Below are 21,145 nucleotides of genomic sequence, written 5' to 3'. Positions count from 1 at the left end.
AACCCGGGTTTTCAAAACTCATGCAGTGACACCCGTCACACATCAAAGGTCTTGTTACCGGTGAGTCACGTGCGCTAGTAGACGATTGAACTTCACTGTGCCACAGGAGCCCGGCTGTGGGTACGGTCCGCGGGCCATCGCGTCACGCCTGGAGGGAATCGGCGACGCCCGCCGGGTCGGCCTCCCGCGTGGAGCCGGCCCGGGCGGCGGCGCCGGTCGTGTCCGTGTCGCGGGGGGCGGGGCTCTCGCCCTCGGTGGGCCGCTCGGGGGCCCGCTCGGGGGCCTGGGGGCCCCGGGACGCCCCGTCCATCGCCAGTTTCAGCAAGCGGTGGCAGATCGGGCAGTGGCGGGTCAGGTGGCGGTAGGACGACGCGGCCGACAGATGCGCGCGGAGCAGGGCCCGCGTTTCGTGCCTGACCGATGCCGCCATGCCCCACCTCCATGCGGGCGCCGCGGGAACGGGCCCTGGGTTCTGGGGTACCGGCCGAATGTGACGCCGTCAAGGGCGTCGTCGGGCGCGAGCCCCGCGGCGCCCGGCAGCGCACACGAGTGAGGCCCGCACCCCTTGCCGGGGAGCGGGCCTCGTTTCGTTCACTGCGGTCCTGACGGGATTTGAACCCGCGGCCTCCACCTTGACAGGGTGGCGAGCACTCCAAACTGCTCCACAGGACCTTGCTTTTGCGGCACTTGATGCTGCGCTGTGCTGCGAGAAGGACTGTACAGGAGGGTGAGCCCGGTGGTCGAACTCACTCTCCGTGCAGGGCCCGTCACGGCGCCGCCGCGTCGATCGCCTTCACGATCCGCTTGTCGGAGACCGGGTACGCCGTGCCCAGTGCGTGGGCGAAATAGCTGACCCGGAGCTCCTCGATCATCCAGCGGATGTCCAGGACCTGCTGGGGAACCGGCCGGCCCGCGGGCAGCTGCTCCAGCAGCCACGCGTACTCGTCCTGCATCTCGTGGACCTTCTCCATGCGTGCGGTGTCGCGCTGCACGCCGGTCGGCATCTGCTGCAGCCGCCGGTCCGCGGCCACCAGGTAGCGCATGAGGTCGGGCAGCCGGCGCAGCCCCGCCCAGGTCACGAAGCCGGGCTTCACGAGGGCGTCCAGCTGCCCCCGCACGTCCGTCAGGTTCGCGAGCAGCACGGGGCTGCGCACGCCCTTCAGGCGGCGCTCGCAGGCCTGCCAGGCCGCGAGGACCTGCTGCACCTGGCCCACCGCCTGCACGGTCGTGTCGACGATCTCCGCGCGCACCTTCTCGTACAGCTTGCGGTACGACTCCTCGTCCCAGACCGGCCCGCCGAAGTCGGCGATGAGCCGGTCCGCCGCCGCCATCGCGCAGTCGTCGAACAGCGCCTGGACGGAGCCGTGCGGATTCGCGGACAGCGCCAGCTTTTGAACGTTCGTCAACTTCTCGGATGCGAACTTTGCCGGGTTGACCGGGATGGTGCGCAGGATCAGCCGGCGGGTGCCCTTCCACATCGCCTCGGCCTGTTCCGCCTCCGTGTCGAAGAGGCGCACGGAGACGGTGTTCGCCGTCGGCCCGTCGTCGACGAGCGCCGGGTACGCCTTCACCGGCTGGCCGGCGCGGCGGGTCTCGAAGACGCGGGTGAGGTTGCCGATCGTCCAGTCCGTCAGGCCCGAGCGCTCCAGGGACTCGCCGCCCTGCCGTTCGGCGGTGGCCGCGGCCGCCTGGGAGAGGGCCTGCCTGGCCTTGGGCTTCAGCCGGAGCTTCAGCGACTCCAGGTCCTTGTCCTCGGCCAGCTTGCGGCGCCGCTCGTCGACGATCCGGAACGTGATCCTCAGATGGTCGGGGAGTCGCGACCAGTCGAAGTCGTCGGCCTCGAAGGGGACGCCGACCATCCGCCTGAGCTCCCGGGCCATGGCCGTCGTCAGGGGCTCCTGCAGGGGGACCGCCTGGTCCAGGAAACGCTTCGCGAAGTTCGGCGCCGGCACGTAGTTGCGCCGGATGGGCTTGGGGAGGGAACGGATCAGCTCCGTGACGACCTCCTCCCGCAGCCCGGGGATCTGCCAGTCGAAGCCCTCGTCCGTGACCTGGTTGAGGACCTGGAGGGGGACGTGGACGGTCACGCCGTCCGCGTCCGCGCCCGGCTCGAACTGGTACGTGACGCGGAACTTCAGGGGGCCCTGCCGCCAGGAGTCCGGGTAGTCGGCCTTCGTGACCGCCTCCGCCGACTCCCGGATGAGCATCTCCCGCTCGAAGTCGAGCAGGTCGGGCTGCTGGTGCCGCTCGTGCTTCCACCAGGAGTCGAAGTGCGCCCCCGACACGACGTGTTCCGGCACCCGCTGGTCGTAGAAGTCGAACAGCGTCTCGTCGTCGACCACGATGTCCCGGCGCCGCGCGCGGTGCTCCAGCTCCTCGACCTCGCTGAGGAGCCGGCGGTTGTCCGAGAAGAACTTGTGGTGCGTACGCCAGTCGCCCTCGACGAGCGCGTTGCGGATGAACAGGTCGCGGGAGGTCTCCGGGTCGATCCGGCCGTAGTTGACCTTGCGCTGGGCGATGATCGGGACGCCGTACAGCGTGACCTTCTCGTCCGCCATCACGGCCGCCTGGTCCTTCTCCCAGCGCGGCTCGCTGTACGTGCGCTTCAGGAGGTGCCCGGCCAGCGGCTCGACCCACTCCGGCTCGATCTTCGCGTTGACGCGGGCCCAGAGCCGGGAGGTCTCCACCAGCTCGGCGGACATCACGAACCGCGGCTGCTTCTTGAACAGGGCCGAGCCCGGGAAGATCGCGAACTTGGCACTGCGCGCGCCCAGATACTCGTTCTTGGCCGTGTTCCTCCCACCCTCCCCCCCGGCGGTCTTCACGTCCTTCATGCCGATGTGCGACAGCAGCCCGGCGAGGAGGGAGACGTGGACGCTCTGCTCGGGCGCGTCCTCCTCGTTCAGGTGGATGCCCATCTGCTTGGCGACCGTGCGCAGCTGCGTGTAGATGTCCTGCCACTCACGGATGCGCAGGAAGTTCAGGTACTCCTGCTTGCACATACGCCGGAAGGAGGACGAGCCCCGCTCCCTCTGCTGCTCGCGGACGTACCGCCACAGGTTGAGATAGGCGAGGAAGTCGCTCGTCTCGTCCCGGAAGCGGGCGTGCTGCTGGTCGGCCTGCGTCTGCTTGTCGGCTGGGCGCTCGCGCGGGTCCTGGATCGACAGCGCGGCGGCTATCACCATGACCTCGCGCACACAGCCGTTCCTGTCGGCCTCCAGGACCATGCGGGCCAGACGCGGGTCGACCGGCAGCTGGGCGAGCTTGCGGCCGGTCTGGGTGAGCCGCTTGCGGGGGTCCTTCTCGGCCGGGTCCAGTGCGTTCAGCTCCTGGAGCAGCTGGACGCCGTCGCGGATGTTGCGGTGGTCCGGCGGGTCGATGAACGGGAACTTCTCGATGTCGCCGAGGCCGGCCGCGGTCATCTGCAGGATGACGCTCGCCAGGTTGGTGCGCAGGATCTCCGCGTCCGTGAACTCGGGCCGGGCGAGGAAGTCGTCCTCGTCGTACAGCCTGATGCAGATGCCGTCGCTGGTGCGGCCGCAGCGGCCCTTGCGCTGGTTGGCGCTGGCCTGCGAGATCGCCTCGATGGGCAGGCGCTGGACCTTGGTGCGGTGGCTGTAGCGGCTGATCCGGGCGAAGCCGGGGTCGATGACGTACTTGATGCCGGGCACCGTCAGGGACGTCTCGGCCACGTTCGTCGCCAGGACGATCCTGCGGCCCGTGTGCTGCTGGAAGACCCGGTGCTGCTCGGCGTGCGAGAGCCGGGCGTAGAGCGGCAGGACCTCGGTGAACCGGAACTTCTTCTTCTCCAGCGCGTCCGCCGTGTCGCGGATCTCCCGCTCGCCGGAGAGGAAGACGAGGATGTCGCCCTGCCCCTCGCCCATCAGCTCCTCGACGGCGTCGGTGATCGCGGTGATCTGGTCGCGGTCGGCGTCCTCGGCGTCCTCCTCGAGGAGCGGCCGGTAGCGGACCTCGACCGGGTAGGTGCGTCCGCTGACCTCGACGATCGGGGCGTCGCCGAAGTGCCGCGAGAAGCGCTCGGGGTCGATGGTCGCGGAGGTGATGACGACCTTGAGGTCCGGCCGCCGCGGCAGCAGCTGGGCGAGGTAGCCCAGCAGGAAGTCGATGTTGAGGGACCGCTCGTGGGCCTCGTCGATGATGATCGTGTCGTAGGCGCGCAGCTCGCGGTCGGTCTGGATCTCCGCGAGCAGGATGCCGTCCGTCATCAGCTTCACGAAGGTGGCGTCCGGGTTCACCTGGTCGGTGAACCGCACCTTCCAGCCGACGGCCTCGCCGAGCGGGGTCCGCAGCTCCTCCGCGACGCGCTCGGCCACGGTGCGGGCGGCGATACGGCGGGGCTGGGTGTGCCCGATCATGCCGCGGACGCCGCGCCCGAGCTCGAGGCAGATCTTGGGGATCTGGGTGGTCTTGCCGGAGCCGGTCTCACCGGCGACGATGACCACCTGGTGATCACGGATGGCGGCCGCGATCTCGTCCTTCTTCTGGCTGACCGGAAGCTGTTCGGGGTAGGACACGGCCGGCACGCGGTCGCGTCGCAGGGCCGCCCGCTCCTCGAACCGCGCGACCTCCGCCGCGATCTCGGCGAGGACGGCGGCACGGGCCTCCGGCTTGCGGATCCGGCGCGCGCCGTCGAGCCTGCGCCCGAGGCGGTGCGCGTCGCGCAGGGACAGCTCGGCCAGACGGGAGGCGAGGCCGCCGAAGCCGTCGGCGGCGGGAGTGCCCGGAGAGGAGGCGCCGGGGGCGGGGTGCGTAGACATACGCGGTCCAGGATCGCATCCCGGCCGAAGAAGGGGCGAGTGCTTTTGGGCGTGCCCGCCCGGCCCGGCTGCCCGGCCCGGCTGCCCGGCCCGACATGACGAAACCCCCTCCGGAGCCCGGAGGGGGTTTCGCTGTGGTGGCTGGGGCCGGGGTCGAACCGGCGACCTATCGCTTTTCAGGCGATCGCTCGTACCAACTGAGCTACCCAGCCACGAGGCTTCAGAGAAACCTCAGCGGTCCTGACGGGATTTGAACCCGCGGCCTCCACCTTGACAGGGTGGCGAGCACTCCAAACTGCTCCACAGGACCAAGCTGTTGTGTACGACAGTGTCGCACACGGTGTTGCGTGCCCCCAACGGGATTCGAACCCGTGCTACCGCCTTGAAAGGGCGGCGTCCTAGGCCGCTAGACGATGAGGGCTATCGGCCCGCCTGGGCGCTTCTCAGCGCGTCGGGGACGTCATGAGCATATGGGATGCCGGGGGGTATCGCCAAAACGGTTTACGGGGCCTTTCGCGAGGCGGTCGCCGAGGGGGCGGCGGACGGGCTCGGGGACGGGGCGGAGGGGTTCGGGGAAGGGGTGGGGGCCGGGGCGGTGGGCGAGGTGGGGGACGGGGCGGAGCCCGGCTGGTTCTCCTTCGGGAGGTGACGGCTGACCTCGGCCGTCGTCAGGCCCAGACCGCCGAGCTTGATCTCGTCCCAGGCCTGGAGGCGGCGCGTGCCGCGGTCGAAGTAGAGGATCGAGGCCTCGATGGGGTCTGGGTACTTGCCCTCCACGGCGCGCAGGCCGCTGCCGCCGGTCGACCCCTCGACGCGCAGCCGGGTGCCCTTCTTCATGACCTCCATCCCCTCGTGGTGGAGGTGACCGGACAGGACGAGGGGCACCTCGCCGTCGGTGCCGCGGGCGGCGGAGGGCTCGTGGACGACGGCCACGTCGACGGGCGCGCCGGCCGCCCGCTGCGCGCGCAGCGCCCCGGCAAGGCGCGCGCCCGCCGCCTCCTCGGACTGGGCGGCGCCCGGCGCGGTGGAGCGGTCGGGGGTGAACTGCGGGTCCCCGATGCCGGCGAAGCGCAGGCCGGCGACGCTGACCGCGCGGCCGCCGTCGAGGACGTGCACGTTCTTCATGCCCTGCAGATAGCGCTGGGTGACGAGGGAGTCGTGGTTGCCCCTGACCCACACGTACGGCGCGCCCAGGGTGGCGATGGGGTCCAGGAAACCGTTCTCGGCCGCGCTGCCGTGGTCCATGGTGTCGCCGGAGTCGACGATGACGTCGACCTTGTACTGCTCCACCAGCGACGAGATGATCTTCCAGCTCGCGGGGTTGAGATGGATGTCGGAGACGTGCAGCACGCGCACGGTGGTCGGGTCCGGCGAGTAGGCGGGCAGCGTCGAGGTCACGTCGTAGAGCTTGGTGACGTTGGTGACCAGGCGGGCGAGCTCCTGCTGGTAGACGTCGAACTCGGTGACGATGCTGCGCGCGTTGCCGACGAGCGACGGCGCGGAGGAGAGCAGACCCGAGAAGCGGGGCTCCAGCACCGACTTGGGGTTCCAGGTGGCGTAGGCGGTGGCGCCCGAGGCGGCCAGCAGGGCGAGGGCCAGGCCGCCGGCGGCGAGGGCGCGGCGCGGCCGGCGGTAGACCGCGAGGCCGAGCGCGGCGGCGCCCGAGACGACGGCGACGCAGGAGCGCAGCGCCAGGTCCATGGTGCCGTGCTCGACGTCCCGGGCGACCTCGTCCTGGAGTCCGGAGAGGCGTTCGGGGTGGTCGACCAGGGCCTGGGAGCGGGCGGGGTCGAGCTGGTCGACGTTCACGTCGAGGCGGACCGGCGCGAGGTGGCTGTCCAGGCTGAGCGCGCCCAGCGGAGAGACGTTGATCTTCGTCCCGCCGGTGAAGGAGGGGCGCAGGGTCATCGTGGTGTCCATGGGGCCGACGGGGACGCGGACGTTCCCGACGACCAGCAGCCCGAGCCAGGCGCCGACGAGGACGACGGCGGTCATGCCGAGGGCGCGCAGCCAGGGCCGCGGGGCGGCGGCGAGTTCGGGGACGGTGTCCCTGCGCCGGGCGGGCTTGAGGCGTCGCAGGGCTGCGGCGGGGAGGCGGACGCGGACCATTGGTGGCGTATGCCCCGGTCCGGGCGCGGATATGCGGGCCGTTCGCACGCTCCCCCCGGAGGCCGTGTGCCCGACAATGGGCCTGTGCTGGAGATGACGCGCGAGGAGTTCGAGGAACTGGTGGCCGAGGCGCTGGACCGGATCCCGCCGGAACTGACGCGGCTGATGGACAACGTCGCGGTGTTCGTCGAGGACGAGCCGCCTGCGGACGATCCCGAGCTCCTCGGGCTGTACGAGGGGACTCCGCTGACCGATCGCGGCGAGTGGTACGCCGGGGTCCTGCCGGACCGGATCACGATCTACCGGGGTCCGACGCTGCGGATGTGCGAGTCCCGGGCGGACGTGGTCGCGGAGACCGAGGTGACGGTGGTGCACGAGATCGCCCACCACTTCGGCATCGACGACGCCCGGCTGCACGCCCTCGGGTACGGCTGACCGTCCGGCGCAGGGGCGCGCGGCCCGGGCGTGTCCTCTTGCGGGCGGCGGGAGTTGGGCACCGTGACTTCTTACGCCTGCCCCGGAGGTGGCCCCGTGCGCCCCTTGTACCTTCCCGTCCGTCTGGCTGTGACGGTCATGGCCGTCGCCGCGGCCGCCGGCTGTATGAGCGTGGGGGACGACGACGGCGGCCGGGCGAAGCCCTCGCACTCGGCCGGCCCGCGGGGCGGTGAGGCGGGGGGCGGCGACTCGCGGGGCGCGGGCGGCGGGTTCGGCGTGGGCGCGGCGGGCGGCGACGGCAGGCACGGGCACGGGAAGGGCGCCGGGGGGCGGGCGAGCGCTCCGGCGTCGGCGGGGGCCTCGCCGTCGGCGGGCGGGAGCCCCGCGGCCCTGCCCGGGGCGGTCCGGCCCGGAGGGAGCGCTGGTCCGGGGGCGGCGACGCCGAGCGGCGTGCAGCCGCCCGCGCCCACCCGGTCGCCGGACCCGGCGCCGCCCGTGCCGACGCCGGAGCCGCCGTCGCCCACGCCGGAGCCGACGGTCGCCGAGCCGTCGGCGTCGGCGCACGAGGACGGAGGCGGGACGGCGCCCCAGCTGCTGGACCGGGAGCCGGCGCCGGAGGCCGGTGCGCCGGTCTGACGCGGCGACCGGCAAGGGGGTCGTCCGCGCGCGGGGCTCTCGGCGCTCGCGGGGTTTCCGGTGCCGGTCCGGCCGCCGTCCCGCTGATCGCGGTCCGCCTCGGCCGGGCGGCTGAGCTGCGACGATGGCCTCGGTTTGCCTTCCGTGGCCGCGGTGCGTATGGTAGTAGATCGTTTGATCCCATTTGCCCGGCGCCACTGCAGAGCGCGCCGTGTGGCGCGTACTCTCCCTTGCCGTGGCTGACCGCATAGAGGCGGTCCTTGCAATGCGAACACGGAGTTGACGGGCGCGTGCCGAAGAGACTCCGGAAGGTTTCGCATTCGCATGTCCATTTCCAGTACTGATCACGCCGTCATGCCCGAGAACGACGGCGGGTCGATCGACGAAGCGGCGATCGAGGTCACCGAGGCCGCCGAGGCCTCCGTCGAGACCCCCGAGATCACCTTCGCCGACCTCGGTCTCCCCGAGGGCGTCGTGCGCAAGCTCGCGCAGAACGGCGTGACAACCCCCTTCCCGATCCAGGCCGCGACCATCCCGGACGCCCTGGCCGGCAAGGACATCCTCGGCCGTGGCCGCACCGGCTCCGGCAAGACCCTCTCCTTCGGTCTGCCGACCCTGGCCACGCTGGCCGGCGGGCACACCGACAAGCGCAAGCCGCGCGCCGTCATCCTCACGCCGACGCGTGAGCTGGCGATGCAGGTCGCGGACGCGCTGCAGCCCTACGGCGACGTGCTCGGCCTGAAGATGAAGGTCGTCTGCGGCGGCACGTCGATGAGCAACCAGATCTACGCCCTGGAGCGCGGCGTCGACATCCTCGTCGCCACCCCGGGCCGGCTGCGCGACATCATCAACCGCGGCGCCTGCTCCCTCGAGAACGTGCAGATCGCCGTCCTCGACGAGGCCGACCAGATGTCGGACCTGGGCTTCCTGCCCGAGGTCACCGAACTGCTCGACCAGGTGCCGGCCGGCGGTCAGCGCATGCTGTTCTCCGCCACGATGGAGAACGAGATCTCCACGCTGGTCAAGCGCTACCTGAGCGACCCGGTCACGCACGAGGTCGACAGCGCCCAGGGCAACGTCACGACGATGTCGCACCACATCCTGATCGTGAAGCCCAAGGACAAGGCGCCGGTCACCTCCGCGATCGCCTCGCGCAAGGGCCGCACCATCATCTTCGTCCGCACCCAGCTCGGCGCCGACCGCATCGCGGAGCAGCTGCGCGACGCCGGGGTGAAGGCGGACGCGCTGCACGGCGGCATGACCCAGGGCGCGCGCACCCGCACGCTGGCCGACTTCAAGGACGGTTACGTCAACGCGCTCGTCGCGACCGACGTCGCCGCCCGCGGCATCCACGTCGACGGCATCGACCTGGTCCTGAACGTGGACCCGGCCGGCGACCACAAGGACTACCTGCACCGCGCGGGCCGCACGGCGCGCGCCGGTCGCACCGGCACGGTCGTCTCGCTCTCCCTGCCGCACCAGCGCCGTCAGATCTTCCGTCTGATGGAGGACGCGGGCGTCGACGCCGGGCGTCACATCATCCAGGGCGGCTCCGCCTTCGACCCGGCGGTCGCCGAGATCACCGGCGCCCGTTCGATGACGGAGGTCCAGGCCGAGTCCGCGGGCAACGCGGCGCAGCAGGCCGAGCGCGAGGTCTCCGAGCTCACCAAGGAGCTGGAGCGCGCGCAGCGCCGGGCGACCGAGCTGCGCGAGGAGGCCGACCGTCTGGTGGCCCGTGTCGCGCGTGAGCGCGGCGAGGACCCGGAGGCGGCCGTCGTCGCGGCGGCCGAGGCGGTCGTGGAGCAGGACGCCGCGGTGGAGACGCCGGCCGAGGCCGGGGTGGCCGCGGTCGCCGAGCAGCCCGCCGAGCGTCCCGCGTACGAGCAGCCGCGTCAGCGCCGTGACGAGCGGGGCAACTACGAGCGCCGTGACGACCGTCGTGACGACCGTGGCGGCCGCTCCTTCGAGCGTCGCGACCACGACCGCGGCGGCTTCAACCGCGGCGACCGCGGTGGCTTCAACCGCGACGACCGCGGCGGCCGTTCCTTCGACCGTCGTGACGACCGTCGTGACGACCGCGGTGGCCGTTCCTTCGAACGCCGTGACGACCGCGGCGGCTTCAACCGCGACCGTGACCGTGACAACTACCGCGGCGACCGCGGCGACCGTGGCGGCTTCAACCGCGATGACCGCGGCGGCCGTTCCTTCGACCGTCGTGACGAGCGTCCCTCGGGCGGTTTCCGCCGCGACGACCGTCGTGACGAGCGTCCCTCCGGCGGCTTCCGCCGTGACGACCGTCCCTCGGGCAGCGGCTTCAACCGCGACCGTCGTGACGAGCGTCCCTCCGGCGGCTTCCGTCGCGACGACCGTCCCTCGGGCAGCGGCTTCAACCGCGACCGCCGCGACGACCGTCCGTCCACGCACCGTGGCAGCGACCGTCCGTTCAACCGCGACCGCCAGGGCGACCGCCCGGGCTTCCGCTCCGGTGGCCACGAGCGTCCGTACGGCCGTCGTGACGACCACCGCGGCACCGCGCCCGGCGCCGGCCGCCGCGACGACAAGCCGCGCTGGAAGCGCAACGGCTGACGCCGAGGCAGTCGCCGGCTCGTCCGACTGAACGCCGTGGCCCCCACCGACCGACCGGTGGGGGCCACGGCGTTTTCTGTGGAACTCGGAGCAAGAACGATCGCATCCGGTCGACGACGGAAAGATCGGCGTCGGCCAGGCAGGCCTACAAGGGCATTTTCTAGCCAAGTTGTGACGTGTGTCACGCCCCCGGTGTGGGAATTGCTGGGGGCATGACAGATGAAGGCGCAGTGGGCGGCGGCTCCTCCGAGAACCTCTCGGACGAGGAGCGGCTGGCCCAGCTCGGCTACACCCAGGTTCTCGCCCGCCGCATGTCGGCGTTCTCCAACTACGCGGTCTCCTTCACGATCATCTCGGTCCTGTCGGGCTGCCTGACGCTGTACCTGTTCGGCATGAACACCGGCGGCCCGGCGGTGATCACCTGGGGCTGGGTGGCCGTCGGCCTCATGACGCTGTTCGTGGGCCTGTCGATGGCCGAGATCTGCTCGGCGTACCCGACGTCGGCCGGCCTCTACTTCTGGGCGCACCGGCTGGCGCCCCCGCGCTCGGCCGCGGCCTGGGCCTGGTTCACGGGCTGGTTCAACGTCCTCGGGCAGGTCGCGGTGACCGCCGGCATCGACTTCGGCGCCGCCTCCTTCCTCGGCGCGTACCTGAACCTCCAGTTCGACTTCGAGGTGACGCCCGGCCGGACGGTCCTGCTCTTCGCCGCGATCCTGCTGCTGCACGGCCTGCTGAACACCTTCGGGGTCCGCATCGTCGCCATCCTCAACAGCGTGAGCGTGTGGTGGCACGTGCTCGGCGTGGGCGTCATCGTGGGCGCGCTGGCCTTCGTCCCCGACAAGCACCAGTCGACGTCCTTCGTGTTCGGCGAGTTCGTCAACAACACGGGCTGGGGCAGCGGGGTGTACGTCGTCCTGCTCGGCCTGCTCATGGCCCAGTACACCTTCACCGGCTACGACGCCTCCGCCCACATGACGGAGGAGACGCACGACGCCTCGACGGCCGGTCCCAAGGGCATCGTGCAGTCCATCTGGACCTCGTGGATCGCCGGCTTCGTCCTGCTGCTCGGCTTCACGTACGCCATCCAGTCCTACGACGCCGCCCTCGCCTCGCCGACCGGCGCGCCGCCCGCGCAGATCCTGCTCGACGCGCTCGGCGCGACCGCCGGCAAGCTGCTGCTGCTCGTCGTCATCGGCGCCCAGCTGTTCTGCGGGATGGCGTCGGTGACCGCCAACAGCCGCATGATCTACGCCTTCTCGCGTGACGGGGCGCTGCCCTTCTCCCACGTCTGGCACACGGTCAGCCCGCGCACCCGCACGCCCGTCGCGGCGGTCTGGCTGGCGGCCGGCGGCGCGCTGGTGCTGGGCCTGCCCTACCTGATCAACGTGACCGCGTACGCGGCCGTGACCTCCATCGCCGTCATCGGCCTCTACATCGCGTACGTCATCCCGACGCTGCTGCGCGTCCGCAAGGGCGACGCCTTCGCGCGCGGCCCGTGGCACCTGGGCCGCTGGTCGAAGGCGATCGGCGTGGTGTCGGTGGCCTGGGTGGCCGTCATCACCGTCCTGTTCATGCTGCCCCAGGTCTCCCCGGTCACCTGGGAGACGTTCAACTACGCCCCGATCGCCGTCCTCGTCGTCCTGGGCTTCGCGGGCGGGTGGTGGCAGCTCTCGGCACGCAACTGGTTCCTCAACCCCGAGCACGAGAAGACCCTCGCCAGAGAGGCGGCACGGGCGGGCACGCCCGGCAAACTGCCCAACCCGTGACGGATCCCCGCCGCTTCCCGTCCTGCGACGCGGCCGTGTCCCCGATACCCGATCGGAGACACGGCCGCCTCCCGCTATGCTCGGGGAGGCAACATCACCGGGGCCCTTAGCTCAATTGGCAGAGCAGTGGACTTTTAATCCATTGGTTGTGGGTTCGAGTCCCACAGGGCCTACCGGTGCGGGAGAGGGTTCGCCCCCTCTGACCTGCTGCGCAGCGCCCGATCCGGCTCCGGCCGGGTCGGGCGCTGCGGCTTTTCGCGCTGTGGGCAAACCCGAAAGACCTCGCACGGACGGGTTCTACGATCTCGGTCCATGACGACTCCCGACTGCTACACCTGCGACCAGGAAGAACAGTTCGACGGCCTTCCGCCACGCGAGCGCGTCGTGCACGACGAGCACTGGCGGGCGGCCCACGCCTTCAACACGGCGGTGCCCGGCTGGCTGGTGCTGGTGCCCCGGCGGCACGTGACCGCCGTCCACGACCTCACCGACGCCGAGGCGTCCGCCCTCGGGATGTGGCAGGTCAGGCTCTCCCGGGCCCTTCGGAGGGTGACGGGTTGCGCGAAGACCTACGTCGTCCAGTTCGCCGAGGCCGAAGGCTTCGCGCACGTGCACTTCCACATCGTGCCGCGCATGGCCGACCTGCGGCCGGAGCACCGGGGGCCAGGCGTCTTCGAGCTGCTCCGGCGGCCCGAGGAGGAGTGGGTGACGCCCGACCGGGCAGACCGGACCGCGCTTCTGCTCCGGGCTGCACTTCGGTGAAGGCCGACCGCGTGCGCGGGACGCCGTTCCCGGCCGCCGGATCGGTCGTCAGGCGTCGGGTGCGTCCTCTTCGTTCTCCGTTTCGGGCGTGCCGATGACGTACGTCCCCTTCGCGGGCAGTGTCGCGACCAGCCCACGCTTGCGAAGTTCGACGATGGCGCGACGCACGGTGCCGATGCTCACGCGGTACAGGTCCGTCATGGCCCGCTCGCCCGGCAGGGCCGCCCCCTGCGGCAGCTTGCCGACTGCGATGTCCGCCGCGATGGCGTCGGCGAGTTTCACGTACTCGTAGCGCGGAAGCTCACTCATTCTCCCACCGTGCCGCAGCCCAACGCACATTGCAGGGGTGGAACGCGTCCCAACGCGGTGGGACGCAGTATTTGGCAGAGGGGTGCAGGGGGACGCGGTTACCGGTATGGTCGAAATGACAGAACCCCGGCGAGGTGAGCAGACCTCCCGGGGCGTGGCCAACGCTAAATAGGAGCGCCGACATGCATGACTTTATCCGTCGCACCCTCGACCGGGTGCGTCTTCTCCTCGCGCCCGGCACCGGGAAACGCCGTCGCACTCACCGCCAACGGCCCCGGCTGTGCCTGCACTTCACCGCCGTACGGCACGACCCCGCACCCGTGGGGCCGCGCCTCCCCCTCCACCGTTCCCCGTACGGGCTCGTCGGCTCACTGGACGGCGCGGAGTCCGTTCTCGTGCGCCCCTACCTCGCCGCGCACGATCGGGAGGCCGCGCTCCAGCAGCGTCGTCGGCTCGCCCTCGTCCTGGCCGCCGACTTCGGGATCGATCTGGACGGGCGCCTGATCGGCGCGCGGGAGGTGGCCGCGTGAGGCAGCCGGCGTTCTCCTCGCCCCCTCGGCTGCTGCCCTGGTCGTCCCCGGACGGCAAGCCCTGTTACCTGGTGACGGACGACCGGGGCAGCCGTCTCTCGCGTCTCGCCGACGAGTTGGAGGCCGAGCAGCTCGCCCTGGCCGTCGACGTGCTCGGCCTCGCCCGCCCGCTGCTGGACGACCCCGTGTCGCCGTACACCGAGGTGCGTTACGCGGGCATCCGGCTCGCCGAGTGCCTGCGGGACGCCCTGCGCGTGGCCGAGTCCCGGGGCATGCGCCTGCCCGCACCGGACGCCGCAGGCGTCAGACCGCGCTGAGGCCGGTGAGGGAGGCCAGCGGCAGCGTGTGCTGGGTCTGCAGAACCTTCGCGCGCAGGTAGCGGACGTTGTGCGGGGTGGTGAAGACGCCGGTCGGCACGCGGTCCTGCACGTCGATGTCCAGGCTCCGCAACTGCTCCGCCTTGTCGGGGTTGTTGGACAGCAGGTCCAGGGACGTGATGCCGAGGGCGCGCAGCATCTGGGCGGCCGCCGTGTAGTCCCGGTCGTCCTCGGGCAGGCCGAGCGCGGCGTTCGCCTCGTAGGTGTCGAGGCCCTGGTCCTGGAGGGCGTACGCGTCGAGCTTGTTGTAGAGGCCGATGCCGCGGCCCTCCTGGCGGAGGTAGAGCAGGACGCCGCCCGTCGTCGCTATCCGCTCGACGGCCTCGCGCAGTTGGGGGCCGCAGTCGCAGCGGGCGGAGCCGAACGCGTCGCCGGTCAGGCACTCGGAGTGCAGCCGGACCAGCGGGACCGAGCCCGCGGCCGGCTCGCCGAGGACGATGGCGACGTGCTCCTGGCCGTCGACGAGGCCGTGGAAGGTGACCAGCTCCGCGTCGACGGAGTAGCCGTCGTGGAAGCGGAGCGGGACCCGGACGCGGGCGCGCTGGGTGGCGGCAGGGGTGTCGGGCATGAGGGGCTCCCGGGTCCGGAGGGCGTTGACAGGGTGACGCTGGGCCGAATGTTGCTTCAGATTTGAAGCAAGTCCGACGAAACGAGACCCTACCCCATGCTTTAAATTTGAAGCAACTGGTTTGTGGCACGCCTCACGAGGCGCCGGAGGCCCCCGGCGTCCCGGAGCAGGGCGACGAACGCCGCCGCCACGGGAGCTCCTCGGGTCCGGTCTCGCCGCCCGCGTCCTCCTGGAAACCCTGGACGACCTGCGTGAAGATCTCCTCCAGCTGTCCCACCTGCTCTGGGGTGAGCCGGTCGAACAGGCCGGCGCGGACCGTCTCGACATGGCCGGGCGCGAGGTTCTCCAGGATCGCCATGCCCTCGTCCGTCAGGACCGCGACGGTGCCGCGCTTGTCCCAGCGGCACTCCTCGCGCCGCACCAGCCCGTCCTTCTCCAGCCGGGACACCGCGTAGGTCAGCCTGCTCCGGGTGATCTTCAGCTGCTCGGCGAGCTCGGTCATCCGCAGCCGCCGCTCCGGGGTCTCCGAGAGGTTGGCCAGGATGGAGTAGTACAGGTGGGGCAGGCCGGCCTCCTGCTGGAGCTGCCGGTCGATCGCGTCCTCCAGCAGGAGGTAGCCCGCGACGTAGGCGCGCCAGGCGCGTTGCTCCTCGGGGGAGAGCCAGCGAGTCGTCATGCACCCAGTGTAGGTTGTTTCAAACTTGAACCAAGACGTTCCACGTCAAGACCGCCGTCGGACCGAGCCCGGGAGCACGTCGATGCCGTACCCGTACGTCCTGCTGTCCGCCGCCGTCTCCCTCGACGGCTACCTGGACGACACCACGCCCGAACGCCTGCTGCTCTCCGGTCCCGCCGACTTCGACCGCGTCGACGCGGTAAGGGCGTCCGTGGACGCCATCCTCATCGGCGCCGGCACCATCCGCGCCGACAACCCCCGGCTCCTGGTGAACTCCCCCGAGCGGCGCGCCGTCCGGGTCGCCGCCGGCCGGCCCGCCTATCCGCTCAAGGTCACCGTCAGCGGCTCCGGCGACCTCGACCCCGCGGCGAACTTCTGGCACACGGGCGGCGAGAAGGCCGTGTACACGACCCAGAAGGGCGCCGAACGGGCCCGCGCGCTGGGCATCGCCGCGGACATCGTCCCGCTCGGCCCCGAGCTGGACTGGCGCCGCCTCCTCACGCACCTCCACGACGAGCTCGGCATCCGTCGCCTCATGGTCGAGGGCGGCGGAACCGTCCACACCCAGCTGCTCCAGCAGGGGCTCGCCGACGAACTCCAGCTCGTCCTCGCCCCGCTGTTCGTGGGCGACCCGGACGCGCCCCGCCTCTTCGGGCCGGGCGCCTACCAGGGCGGACGGCTGCGGCTGGTGGAGACGCGGCGCATCGAGGACGTCGTCCTGCACCGCTACGAGCCCACCGCCCCCGGCGCCGGAGGGCTCGCCGCCGCGGCCGACCGGCACTGGCTGGCCCTCGCCTGCGAGCTGGCCGCCCAGTGCCCGCCCTCGGACACCGCGTTCAGCGTCGGCGCGGTGATCGTCGCCGCCGACGGCACAGAGCTGGCGCGCGGGCACTCCCGCGAAGCCGGCGACCCGGTCGTGCACGCCGAGGAGGCGGCGCTCGCCAAGCTCGACCCGGCCGACCCCCGGCTGGCCGCCGCCACCGTCTACTCCAGCCTGGAGCCGTGCGCCCGCCGCTCCTCGCGTCCCGCCCCGTGCGCCCGCCTCATCCTGGACGCCGGCGTGCGCCGGGTGGTCACGGCGTGGCGCGAGCCGGACACCTTCGTCACGGCGGCGGACGGGACCGGCCTGCTGGCCGCCGCGGGCGTCGACGTCCTCGTACTGCCGGAGCACGAGGAGCGGGCGAAGGCCCCGAACCGGCACCTGCTGTGAGGCCGCGGCCGGGCCGCGACAAACCCTGGTGCTCGGCGTCCCCCGGATGACGTACACTTGAGACACAACGACGCGGGGTGGAGCAGCTCGGTAGCTCGCTGGGCTCATAACCCAGAGGTCGCAGGTTCAAATCCTGTCCCCGCTACTGAAGGCCGAGGGCCGGAATCCGAAAGGGTTCCGGCCCTCTGTGCGTTCGCCCTCGAGGTGCGCCATCACCCATTGTGACCGGGCGGCCGCCCTGAGCGCCGGGCCCGGATCGGCGTCGCGACGCATGTGGCTGGTGATGCACTTCGGACGAGGGGCAACTCGCCCGTTTTTCACCGCTGCTGGCCCGAAAGTCCAGGCCAGAAATGTTATTGATCAAGCAGAAGAGCTTGGAAACGCACCCCCGGGTCTATTAACGTTCGATAACGCAGCGCGGCCGTCCCAGCCGGCACCAGAGCCGACTCCGCGCGCGCACGCGCCGAATCCCGCGAGGGAACCGGGGAACCACCACCTTGGGGTGAATCACGCGGAAGCCTCCGTGAACTCGCAGAGTCCACGGCCGGTATACGCGCGTAGGAGACCTTCCGACTCCGAACCCGTCAGCTAACCCGGTAGGCGACGGAAGGAAAGGAGTGCGCCCGCGTGGCGTCCAACCCGCCTGCCCCCGAGGCCCCGTACGCGCCGGTCCGGCCCTCCGCCGAGACCTTCGGCTACGGCGGCTACCGCACCGACGAGGGCCCCTGGGAGGAGTGGAACCCCACCGCGGAGTCCATTCGCCCGGTACGCGGCAAGCACCGCGTCGCCAAGCAGCGCGGCGGCGGATTCGCCCGCAGCTCCACGGTCCTCGGCGTCGGCGTCATAGCCGCCGTCAGCGCGGGCGGGATGGCCAGCGCCAACACCGGCAAGGCCCCCGTCTCCATCTCCATGCCGGACCTGCCCGGCGTGGGCTCGCTGATCTCCGAGGACGAGCCCGCCCCGGAAGCCGCGTCCGCCCTGGCCAGCTTCGGCTCCGAGGCCGCCGTCGACACGGACGCCGACGCCGACGCCGCCCAGAGCGTCGCCGACGCCGGCGAGGCCCTGCGCAGCCGGATCATGGCCCAGGCCGAGTCGCAGAAGACCCAGGTCGAGGTCAAGGCCGCCGCCGCGGCCGCCAAGGCGAAGGTCGACGCCGTCGTCAAGGCCGAGAAGGAGGCGCAGGCCAAGGCCGACGCCGCGAAGAAGAAGGCCGCCGAGGAGGCCGCCGCCAAGGTCGAGGCCGCGCGCCTGGCCGAGCTGGCCAAGCAGTACACGCTGCCCACCTCCTCGTACACCATCACCTCGACGTTCGGTCAGGCCGGCTCCCTGTGGTCCTCCGGCTACCACACCGGACTCGACTTCGCCGCGCCCACCGGCACGCTCATCAAGGCCATCCACACCGGGACCATCACCGAGGCGGGCTGGGCCGGCGCCTACGGCTACCGCACCATCATGACCCTGGACGACGGCACCGAGATCTGGTTCTGCCACCAGTCGTCGATCAGCGTCAGCGTCGGCCAGAAGGTCGCCACCGGTGACGTGATCGGCCGCGTGGGCGCCACCGGGAACGTCACCGGGGCGCACCTGCACCTCGAGGTCCACCCGGACGGCAACGCCGACGGCATCGACCCGGCGGCCTGGCTGCGCAGCAAGGGCCTCAACCCCTGAGCCCTCCCTCGAGGACGCCTGAGTCGTCTCTCGAGGAGCTTTCAGGACCATCGAGCAACGGCAGCCCTGACGGCCACCCCCGACGTCAGGGCTGCCGCTTGTTCACCTGTTCTTCGTGTCCCGAGCGGAATGGCGTGACTGCCGCGTCCGTTGAGACGAAGCATGACTTCTCTGCGCACCATCGGCTCCTCCGACCTCGAGGTCTTCCCGCTCGCCCTCGGCGGCAACGTCTTCGGCTGGACCGCGGACGAGGCGGCCTCCTTCGCCGTCCTCGACGCCTACGCGGCCGCGGGCGGCAACTTCGTCGACACCGCCGACTCCTATTCGGCGTGGGTCGACGGCAACAGCGGCGGTGAGTCCGAGACCATCGTCGGCAGGTGGCTGAAGGCCCGCGGCAACCGGGAGGACGTCGTGATCGCCACCAAGGTCAGCCAGCACCCCGACTTCCCCGGTCTGTCCGCCGACAACATCAAGGCCGCCGCCGACGCCTCGCTCCGCCGCCTGGACACCGATCACATCGACCTCTACTACACGCACTTCGACAAGCCCGAGGTGCCCGTGGAGGAGATCGTCGGCGCCCTCGACGAGTTGGTGAAGGCGGGCAAGGTGCGGCACATCGCCGCCTCCAACATCTCGCCCGAACGCCTCCAGGAGTCCCTGGAGTTCTCCGACCGCGAGGGCCTCGCCCGGTACGTCGCACTGCAGCCGCACTACAACCTGGTCTCCCGCGACACCTACGAGGGCGGCCTCCAGAACCTCGCCGCCCGCTTCGGCCTCGCCGCCGTCCCGTACTTCGCGCTCGCCGCCGGTTTCCTCACCGGCAAGTACCGGCCCGGCACGACCGTCGAGAGCGCCCGCGCCGGCGGCGCCGCCAAACACCTCGACACGACGCGGGGCCGCAGCGTCCTCACCGCGCTGGACGAGATCGCCCGCGCCCACGACACCCAGGTCGCCACCGTCGCCCTGGCCTGGCTCGCCGCGCAGCCGACGGTGGCCGCGCCCATCGCCTCGGCCCGCACGGTCGAGCAGCTCCCGGCGCTGCTCGGGGTGGCGGACCTGGAACTCACGGAAGCGGAGGTCGCCCGCCTGACCCAGGCGTCGGCGTGACCTGATCGACTCGCGGTGCCACGGCTCTACGGCGCTACGGCTCTACTGGCGGGGGTCGGCCGCGGGGCGGGTGCCCGGACCGGGACCGGGGCCGGGGCCCGGTGGATACCCGTAGCCGTACCCGTACGAGGGGGTGTGGCCGTTCCGGTGGTCGGTTCCGGGGGAGTGGGGCCGACCACCGTACGCCGGGCTCTGGCCGTACGCCGGGCCCTGCCCGTATCCCGGCGCCGGGCTGTACGCCTGACCCGGGGCTCCGTACCCCTGGCCCTGGCCGTACCCGTGCGTCCCGTACGTCCCGTGCGTCCCGTACGCAGGCCAGGGTGGCGGGGGCATCCGTACCGGTGGTGCCGTCATGCGGGCCGCGTGGTCCAGCGCGGGACGGGCGACGTCCTTGCGTCGCCACAGCTCGTTCAGCAACTCCCGTTCGCGGACGAGGAAATCGGCGCCGGCCCGTCCCTGCCGGCCGCGGTGGCGCAGGAACGCGAGCGATGTCGCGTACGCCTCGTACTGGGCCACCGCACGGGCCGCAGGCCTGCCGAGGTGACGCCCGGCGTGCACCCGGGCCAGCCGCCGGGCCCGCATCGAGCCCAGCGCGAACGGTTCGGCCGGGGTGAGCCAGCCGGCGGCCACATAGGCGGGCAGCTCCTCGCGGACCGTGCGCAGCTCGCGCTGGCGCGTCCACACCACCAGCCAGGTCAGCAGCCCGAACGCGGGCACCATGATCGCCGCGTACACCGCGAAGAACCCGAGCTCGCCGAACGACGAGGAGCCGTTCCACAGGGCGTGCATGCCCATCGCGAGGAGCAGCCCGGACAGCGGAAGCAGCACGCGCCGCACGTGCTGGCGCTCCCCGGAGAGCGCGGCGACGCCGAAGCCTATGCCGGTCAGGACGGTGAACAGGGGGTGCGCGAACGGCGACATGACGACGCGCACGAAGAAGGTCGCGGCGGTGACGGAGGCGATGCCGCTGTCGCCGGTGAGCTGGTCGGTGCCGAAGGCGGTGCCGAGGTAGAGGATGTTCTCGGTGAACGCGAAGCCGGTGGCGGTGATCCCGGCTATGACCACGCCGTCGACGATCCCGGTGAAGTCCCGTCGGCGGAAGAGGAAGACGAGCAGGACGGCCGCGGCCTTGGCGGACTCCTCGACGACCGGCGCTATGACGGTCGCGCCCAGGGTGTCCGCGCCGGACGGGTCCGCGGTCGCGGTGGCTATCCAGCGGGTCGCGAAACTGTTGGCGATGATGGCGATCAGCGCCGCCGCGCACGCGCCCCAGGCGAAGGCGAAGAGCAGGTTCCGCCACGGGCCGGGCTCGACCCGGTCGAGCCACCGGAAGGCGGCGACGAGCAGCGGCACGGGCAGCACGGCGAGCCCGAGCCCCACGAGGAGGCCCTCGGTGCCGGTCTGTTCGCGGACCAGGGCGAGGATGACCAGCCCGGACAGGGCGAGCAGGGTGACCAGCGCGCCGTACCGGACCCACCTGTGCTGCCACCAGTGAGCGTGCCGGAGCACACCGCCCTCGGGCCCGCCGCCGGGGTGTGGCGGCTGCGGCGGAACGGGCGGAGACGGGGGACTGATGGCCACGGCATCGACCCTAACGAGGGAGGGGACTGTGGTGGACGGAATTGTTC

General features: G+C 71.6%; 17 protein-coding genes, 6 tRNA genes and 1 riboswitch. Of the genes, 12 read left to right on the top strand and 11 right to left on the bottom strand.

Annotated elements, in window-relative coordinates; all coding sequences use genetic code 11:
* Positions 1-142 precede the first annotated feature (142 nt).
* From ABT300_RS11215 to ABT300_RS11185, 7 genes are all read right to left on the bottom strand, one after another.
* Entirely contained in the window at positions 143-430 is a 288-nt protein-coding gene (locus tag ABT300_RS11215) for a DUF6274 family protein (RefSeq protein WP_351674018.1), read from the bottom strand.
* A 167-nt stretch (positions 431-597) separates the two neighbouring features.
* Positions 598-672: transfer RNA gene (locus ABT300_RS11210), tRNA-Asp, on the bottom strand.
* 95 nt (positions 673-767) lie between these two features.
* Complete coding sequence (gene hrpA, locus ABT300_RS11205) at positions 768-4,778, bottom strand: ATP-dependent RNA helicase HrpA (protein WP_351674017.1); 4,011 nt, start codon at positions 4,776-4,778, stop codon at positions 768-770.
* A 135-nt stretch (positions 4,779-4,913) separates the two neighbouring features.
* A tRNA-Phe gene (locus ABT300_RS11200) sits at positions 4,914-4,990 on the bottom strand.
* Between the two features lie 23 nt (positions 4,991-5,013).
* Positions 5,014-5,088, bottom strand: a tRNA-Asp gene (locus tag ABT300_RS11195).
* Between the two features lie 38 nt (positions 5,089-5,126).
* Positions 5,127-5,199: transfer RNA gene (locus tag ABT300_RS11190), tRNA-Glu, on the bottom strand.
* Between the two features lie 80 nt (positions 5,200-5,279).
* A complete protein-coding gene (locus ABT300_RS11185) occupies positions 5,280-6,887 on the bottom strand; it encodes a metallophosphoesterase family protein (protein ID WP_351674016.1) in 1,608 nt (535 codons plus the stop codon).
* Between the two features lie 84 nt (positions 6,888-6,971).
* Between ABT300_RS11185 and ABT300_RS11180 the strand changes: the two genes are divergently transcribed.
* The 6 genes from ABT300_RS11180 (at position 6,972) to ABT300_RS11155 (ending at position 13,072) form a co-directional block, all read left to right on the top strand.
* Complete coding sequence (locus ABT300_RS11180) at positions 6,972-7,322, top strand: metallopeptidase family protein (RefSeq protein ID WP_180292518.1); 351 nt, start codon at positions 6,972-6,974, stop codon at positions 7,320-7,322.
* Between the two features lie 96 nt (positions 7,323-7,418).
* A complete protein-coding gene (locus tag ABT300_RS11175; protein WP_351674015.1) occupies positions 7,419-7,958 on the top strand; it encodes a hypothetical protein in 540 nt (179 codons plus the stop codon).
* Between the two features lie 324 nt (positions 7,959-8,282).
* A complete protein-coding gene (locus ABT300_RS11170; protein WP_351674014.1) occupies positions 8,283-10,544 on the top strand; it encodes a DEAD/DEAH box helicase in 2,262 nt (753 codons plus the stop codon).
* Between the two features lie 212 nt (positions 10,545-10,756).
* Entirely contained in the window at positions 10,757-12,310 is a 1,554-nt protein-coding gene (locus tag ABT300_RS11165) for an amino acid permease (protein WP_351674013.1), read from the top strand.
* A gap of 100 nt (positions 12,311-12,410) precedes the next feature.
* Positions 12,411-12,483, top strand: a tRNA-Lys gene (locus ABT300_RS11160).
* A gap of 139 nt (positions 12,484-12,622) precedes the next feature.
* Positions 12,623-13,072, top strand: coding sequence for an HIT family protein (locus ABT300_RS11155; protein WP_351674012.1), 450 nt, complete (start codon positions 12,623-12,625; stop codon positions 13,070-13,072).
* A 48-nt stretch (positions 13,073-13,120) separates the two neighbouring features.
* Here the strand turns inward: ABT300_RS11155 and ABT300_RS11150 are convergent, their stop codons facing one another.
* Complete coding sequence (locus ABT300_RS11150) at positions 13,121-13,381, bottom strand: GntR family transcriptional regulator (RefSeq protein ID WP_351674011.1); 261 nt, start codon at positions 13,379-13,381, stop codon at positions 13,121-13,123.
* A gap of 182 nt (positions 13,382-13,563) precedes the next feature.
* Between ABT300_RS11150 and ABT300_RS11145 the strand changes: the two genes are divergently transcribed.
* Positions 13,564-13,911, top strand: a complete 348-nt coding sequence (locus ABT300_RS11145; protein ID WP_351674010.1) for a hypothetical protein — start codon at positions 13,564-13,566, stop codon at positions 13,909-13,911.
* Positions 13,908-14,228: a hypothetical protein gene (locus ABT300_RS11140; protein WP_351674009.1), complete on the top strand. Its 321-nt coding sequence runs from the start codon at positions 13,908-13,910 to the stop codon at positions 14,226-14,228. The genes ABT300_RS11145 and ABT300_RS11140 overlap by 4 nt, the downstream gene beginning before the upstream one ends.
* Here ABT300_RS11140 and ABT300_RS11135 read toward each other — a convergent pair.
* Both ABT300_RS11135 and ABT300_RS11130 read right to left on the bottom strand, forming a co-directional pair.
* Positions 14,215-14,856 carry a GTP cyclohydrolase II gene (locus ABT300_RS11135; RefSeq protein ID WP_351674008.1) on the bottom strand — a complete coding sequence of 214 codons (642 nt, stop codon included), beginning with the start codon at positions 14,854-14,856 and terminating at the stop codon, positions 14,215-14,217. The genes ABT300_RS11140 and ABT300_RS11135 overlap by 14 nt on opposite strands.
* Positions 14,857-14,989: 133 nt before the next feature.
* A complete protein-coding gene (locus ABT300_RS11130) occupies positions 14,990-15,532 on the bottom strand; it encodes a MarR family winged helix-turn-helix transcriptional regulator (protein WP_351674007.1) in 543 nt (180 codons plus the stop codon).
* An 82-nt stretch (positions 15,533-15,614) separates the two neighbouring features.
* Here ABT300_RS11130 and ABT300_RS11125 point away from each other — a divergent pair, with 82 nt between their 5' ends.
* From ABT300_RS11125 to ABT300_RS11110, 4 genes are all read left to right on the top strand, one after another.
* A complete protein-coding gene (locus ABT300_RS11125; protein ID WP_351674006.1) occupies positions 15,615-16,742 on the top strand; it encodes a dihydrofolate reductase family protein in 1,128 nt (375 codons plus the stop codon).
* Between the two features lie 71 nt (positions 16,743-16,813).
* Positions 16,814-16,887 (top strand) — tRNA-Met (locus tag ABT300_RS11120).
* A gap of 306 nt (positions 16,888-17,193) precedes the next feature.
* Positions 17,194-17,360, top strand: a riboswitch (cyclic di-AMP (ydaO/yuaA leader).
* 9 nt (positions 17,361-17,369) lie between these two features.
* Positions 17,370-18,410 carry a M23 family metallopeptidase gene (locus ABT300_RS11115; protein WP_351674005.1) on the top strand — a complete coding sequence of 347 codons (1,041 nt, stop codon included), beginning with the start codon at positions 17,370-17,372 and terminating at the stop codon, positions 18,408-18,410.
* Positions 18,411-18,572: 162 nt separating this feature from the next.
* Positions 18,573-19,517 carry an aldo/keto reductase gene (locus ABT300_RS11110; protein WP_351674004.1) on the top strand — a complete coding sequence of 315 codons (945 nt, stop codon included), beginning with the start codon at positions 18,573-18,575 and terminating at the stop codon, positions 19,515-19,517.
* 42 nt (positions 19,518-19,559) lie between these two features.
* Here ABT300_RS11110 and ABT300_RS11105 read toward each other — a convergent pair whose 3' ends face one another.
* On the bottom strand, positions 19,560-21,098 hold the full coding sequence (locus ABT300_RS11105) for a PrsW family intramembrane metalloprotease (RefSeq protein WP_502977918.1): 1,539 nt from the start codon (positions 21,096-21,098) through the stop codon (positions 19,560-19,562).
* Positions 21,099-21,145: the final 47 nt, after the last annotated feature.

Origin of the sequence: Streptomyces sp. NPDC001027 (assembly GCF_040299045.1) — a bacterium.
Lineage (GTDB): Bacteria > Actinomycetota > Actinomycetes > Streptomycetales > Streptomycetaceae > Streptomyces.
Note: the sequence above shows the minus strand (reverse complement) of the source record. Positions and strands in the feature narration are given on the sequence as shown.

Excerpts from the sequence above, each read along its gene's own strand:
- ABT300_RS11150 (WP_351674011.1), bottom strand. The coding sequence starts at position 13,381 with ATGAGTGAGCTTCCGCGCTACGAGTACGTGAAACTCGCCGACGCCATC.
- ABT300_RS11145 (WP_351674010.1), top strand. The coding sequence starts at position 13,564 with ATGCATGACTTTATCCGTCGCACCCTCGACCGGGTGCGTCTTCTCCTC.
- ABT300_RS11130 (WP_351674007.1), bottom strand. The coding sequence starts at position 15,532 with ATGACGACTCGCTGGCTCTCCCCCGAGGAGCAACGCGCCTGGCGCGCC.
- ABT300_RS11165 (WP_351674013.1), top strand. The coding sequence starts at position 10,757 with ATGACAGATGAAGGCGCAGTGGGCGGCGGCTCCTCCGAGAACCTCTCG.
- ABT300_RS11170 (WP_351674014.1), top strand. The coding sequence starts at position 8,283 with ATGTCCATTTCCAGTACTGATCACGCCGTCATGCCCGAGAACGACGGC.
- ABT300_RS11215 (WP_351674018.1), bottom strand. The coding sequence starts at position 430 with ATGGCGGCATCGGTCAGGCACGAAACGCGGGCCCTGCTCCGCGCGCAT.
- ABT300_RS11185 (WP_351674016.1), bottom strand. The coding sequence starts at position 6,887 with ATGGTCCGCGTCCGCCTCCCCGCCGCAGCCCTGCGACGCCTCAAGCCC.
- hrpA (WP_351674017.1), bottom strand. The coding sequence starts at position 4,778 with ATGTCTACGCACCCCGCCCCCGGCGCCTCCTCTCCGGGCACTCCCGCC.
- ABT300_RS11155 (WP_351674012.1), top strand. The coding sequence starts at position 12,623 with ATGACGACTCCCGACTGCTACACCTGCGACCAGGAAGAACAGTTCGAC.
- ABT300_RS11135 (WP_351674008.1), bottom strand. The coding sequence starts at position 14,856 with ATGCCCGACACCCCTGCCGCCACCCAGCGCGCCCGCGTCCGGGTCCCG.
- ABT300_RS11125 (WP_351674006.1), top strand. The coding sequence starts at position 15,615 with ATGCCGTACCCGTACGTCCTGCTGTCCGCCGCCGTCTCCCTCGACGGC.
- ABT300_RS11110 (WP_351674004.1), top strand. The coding sequence starts at position 18,573 with ATGACTTCTCTGCGCACCATCGGCTCCTCCGACCTCGAGGTCTTCCCG.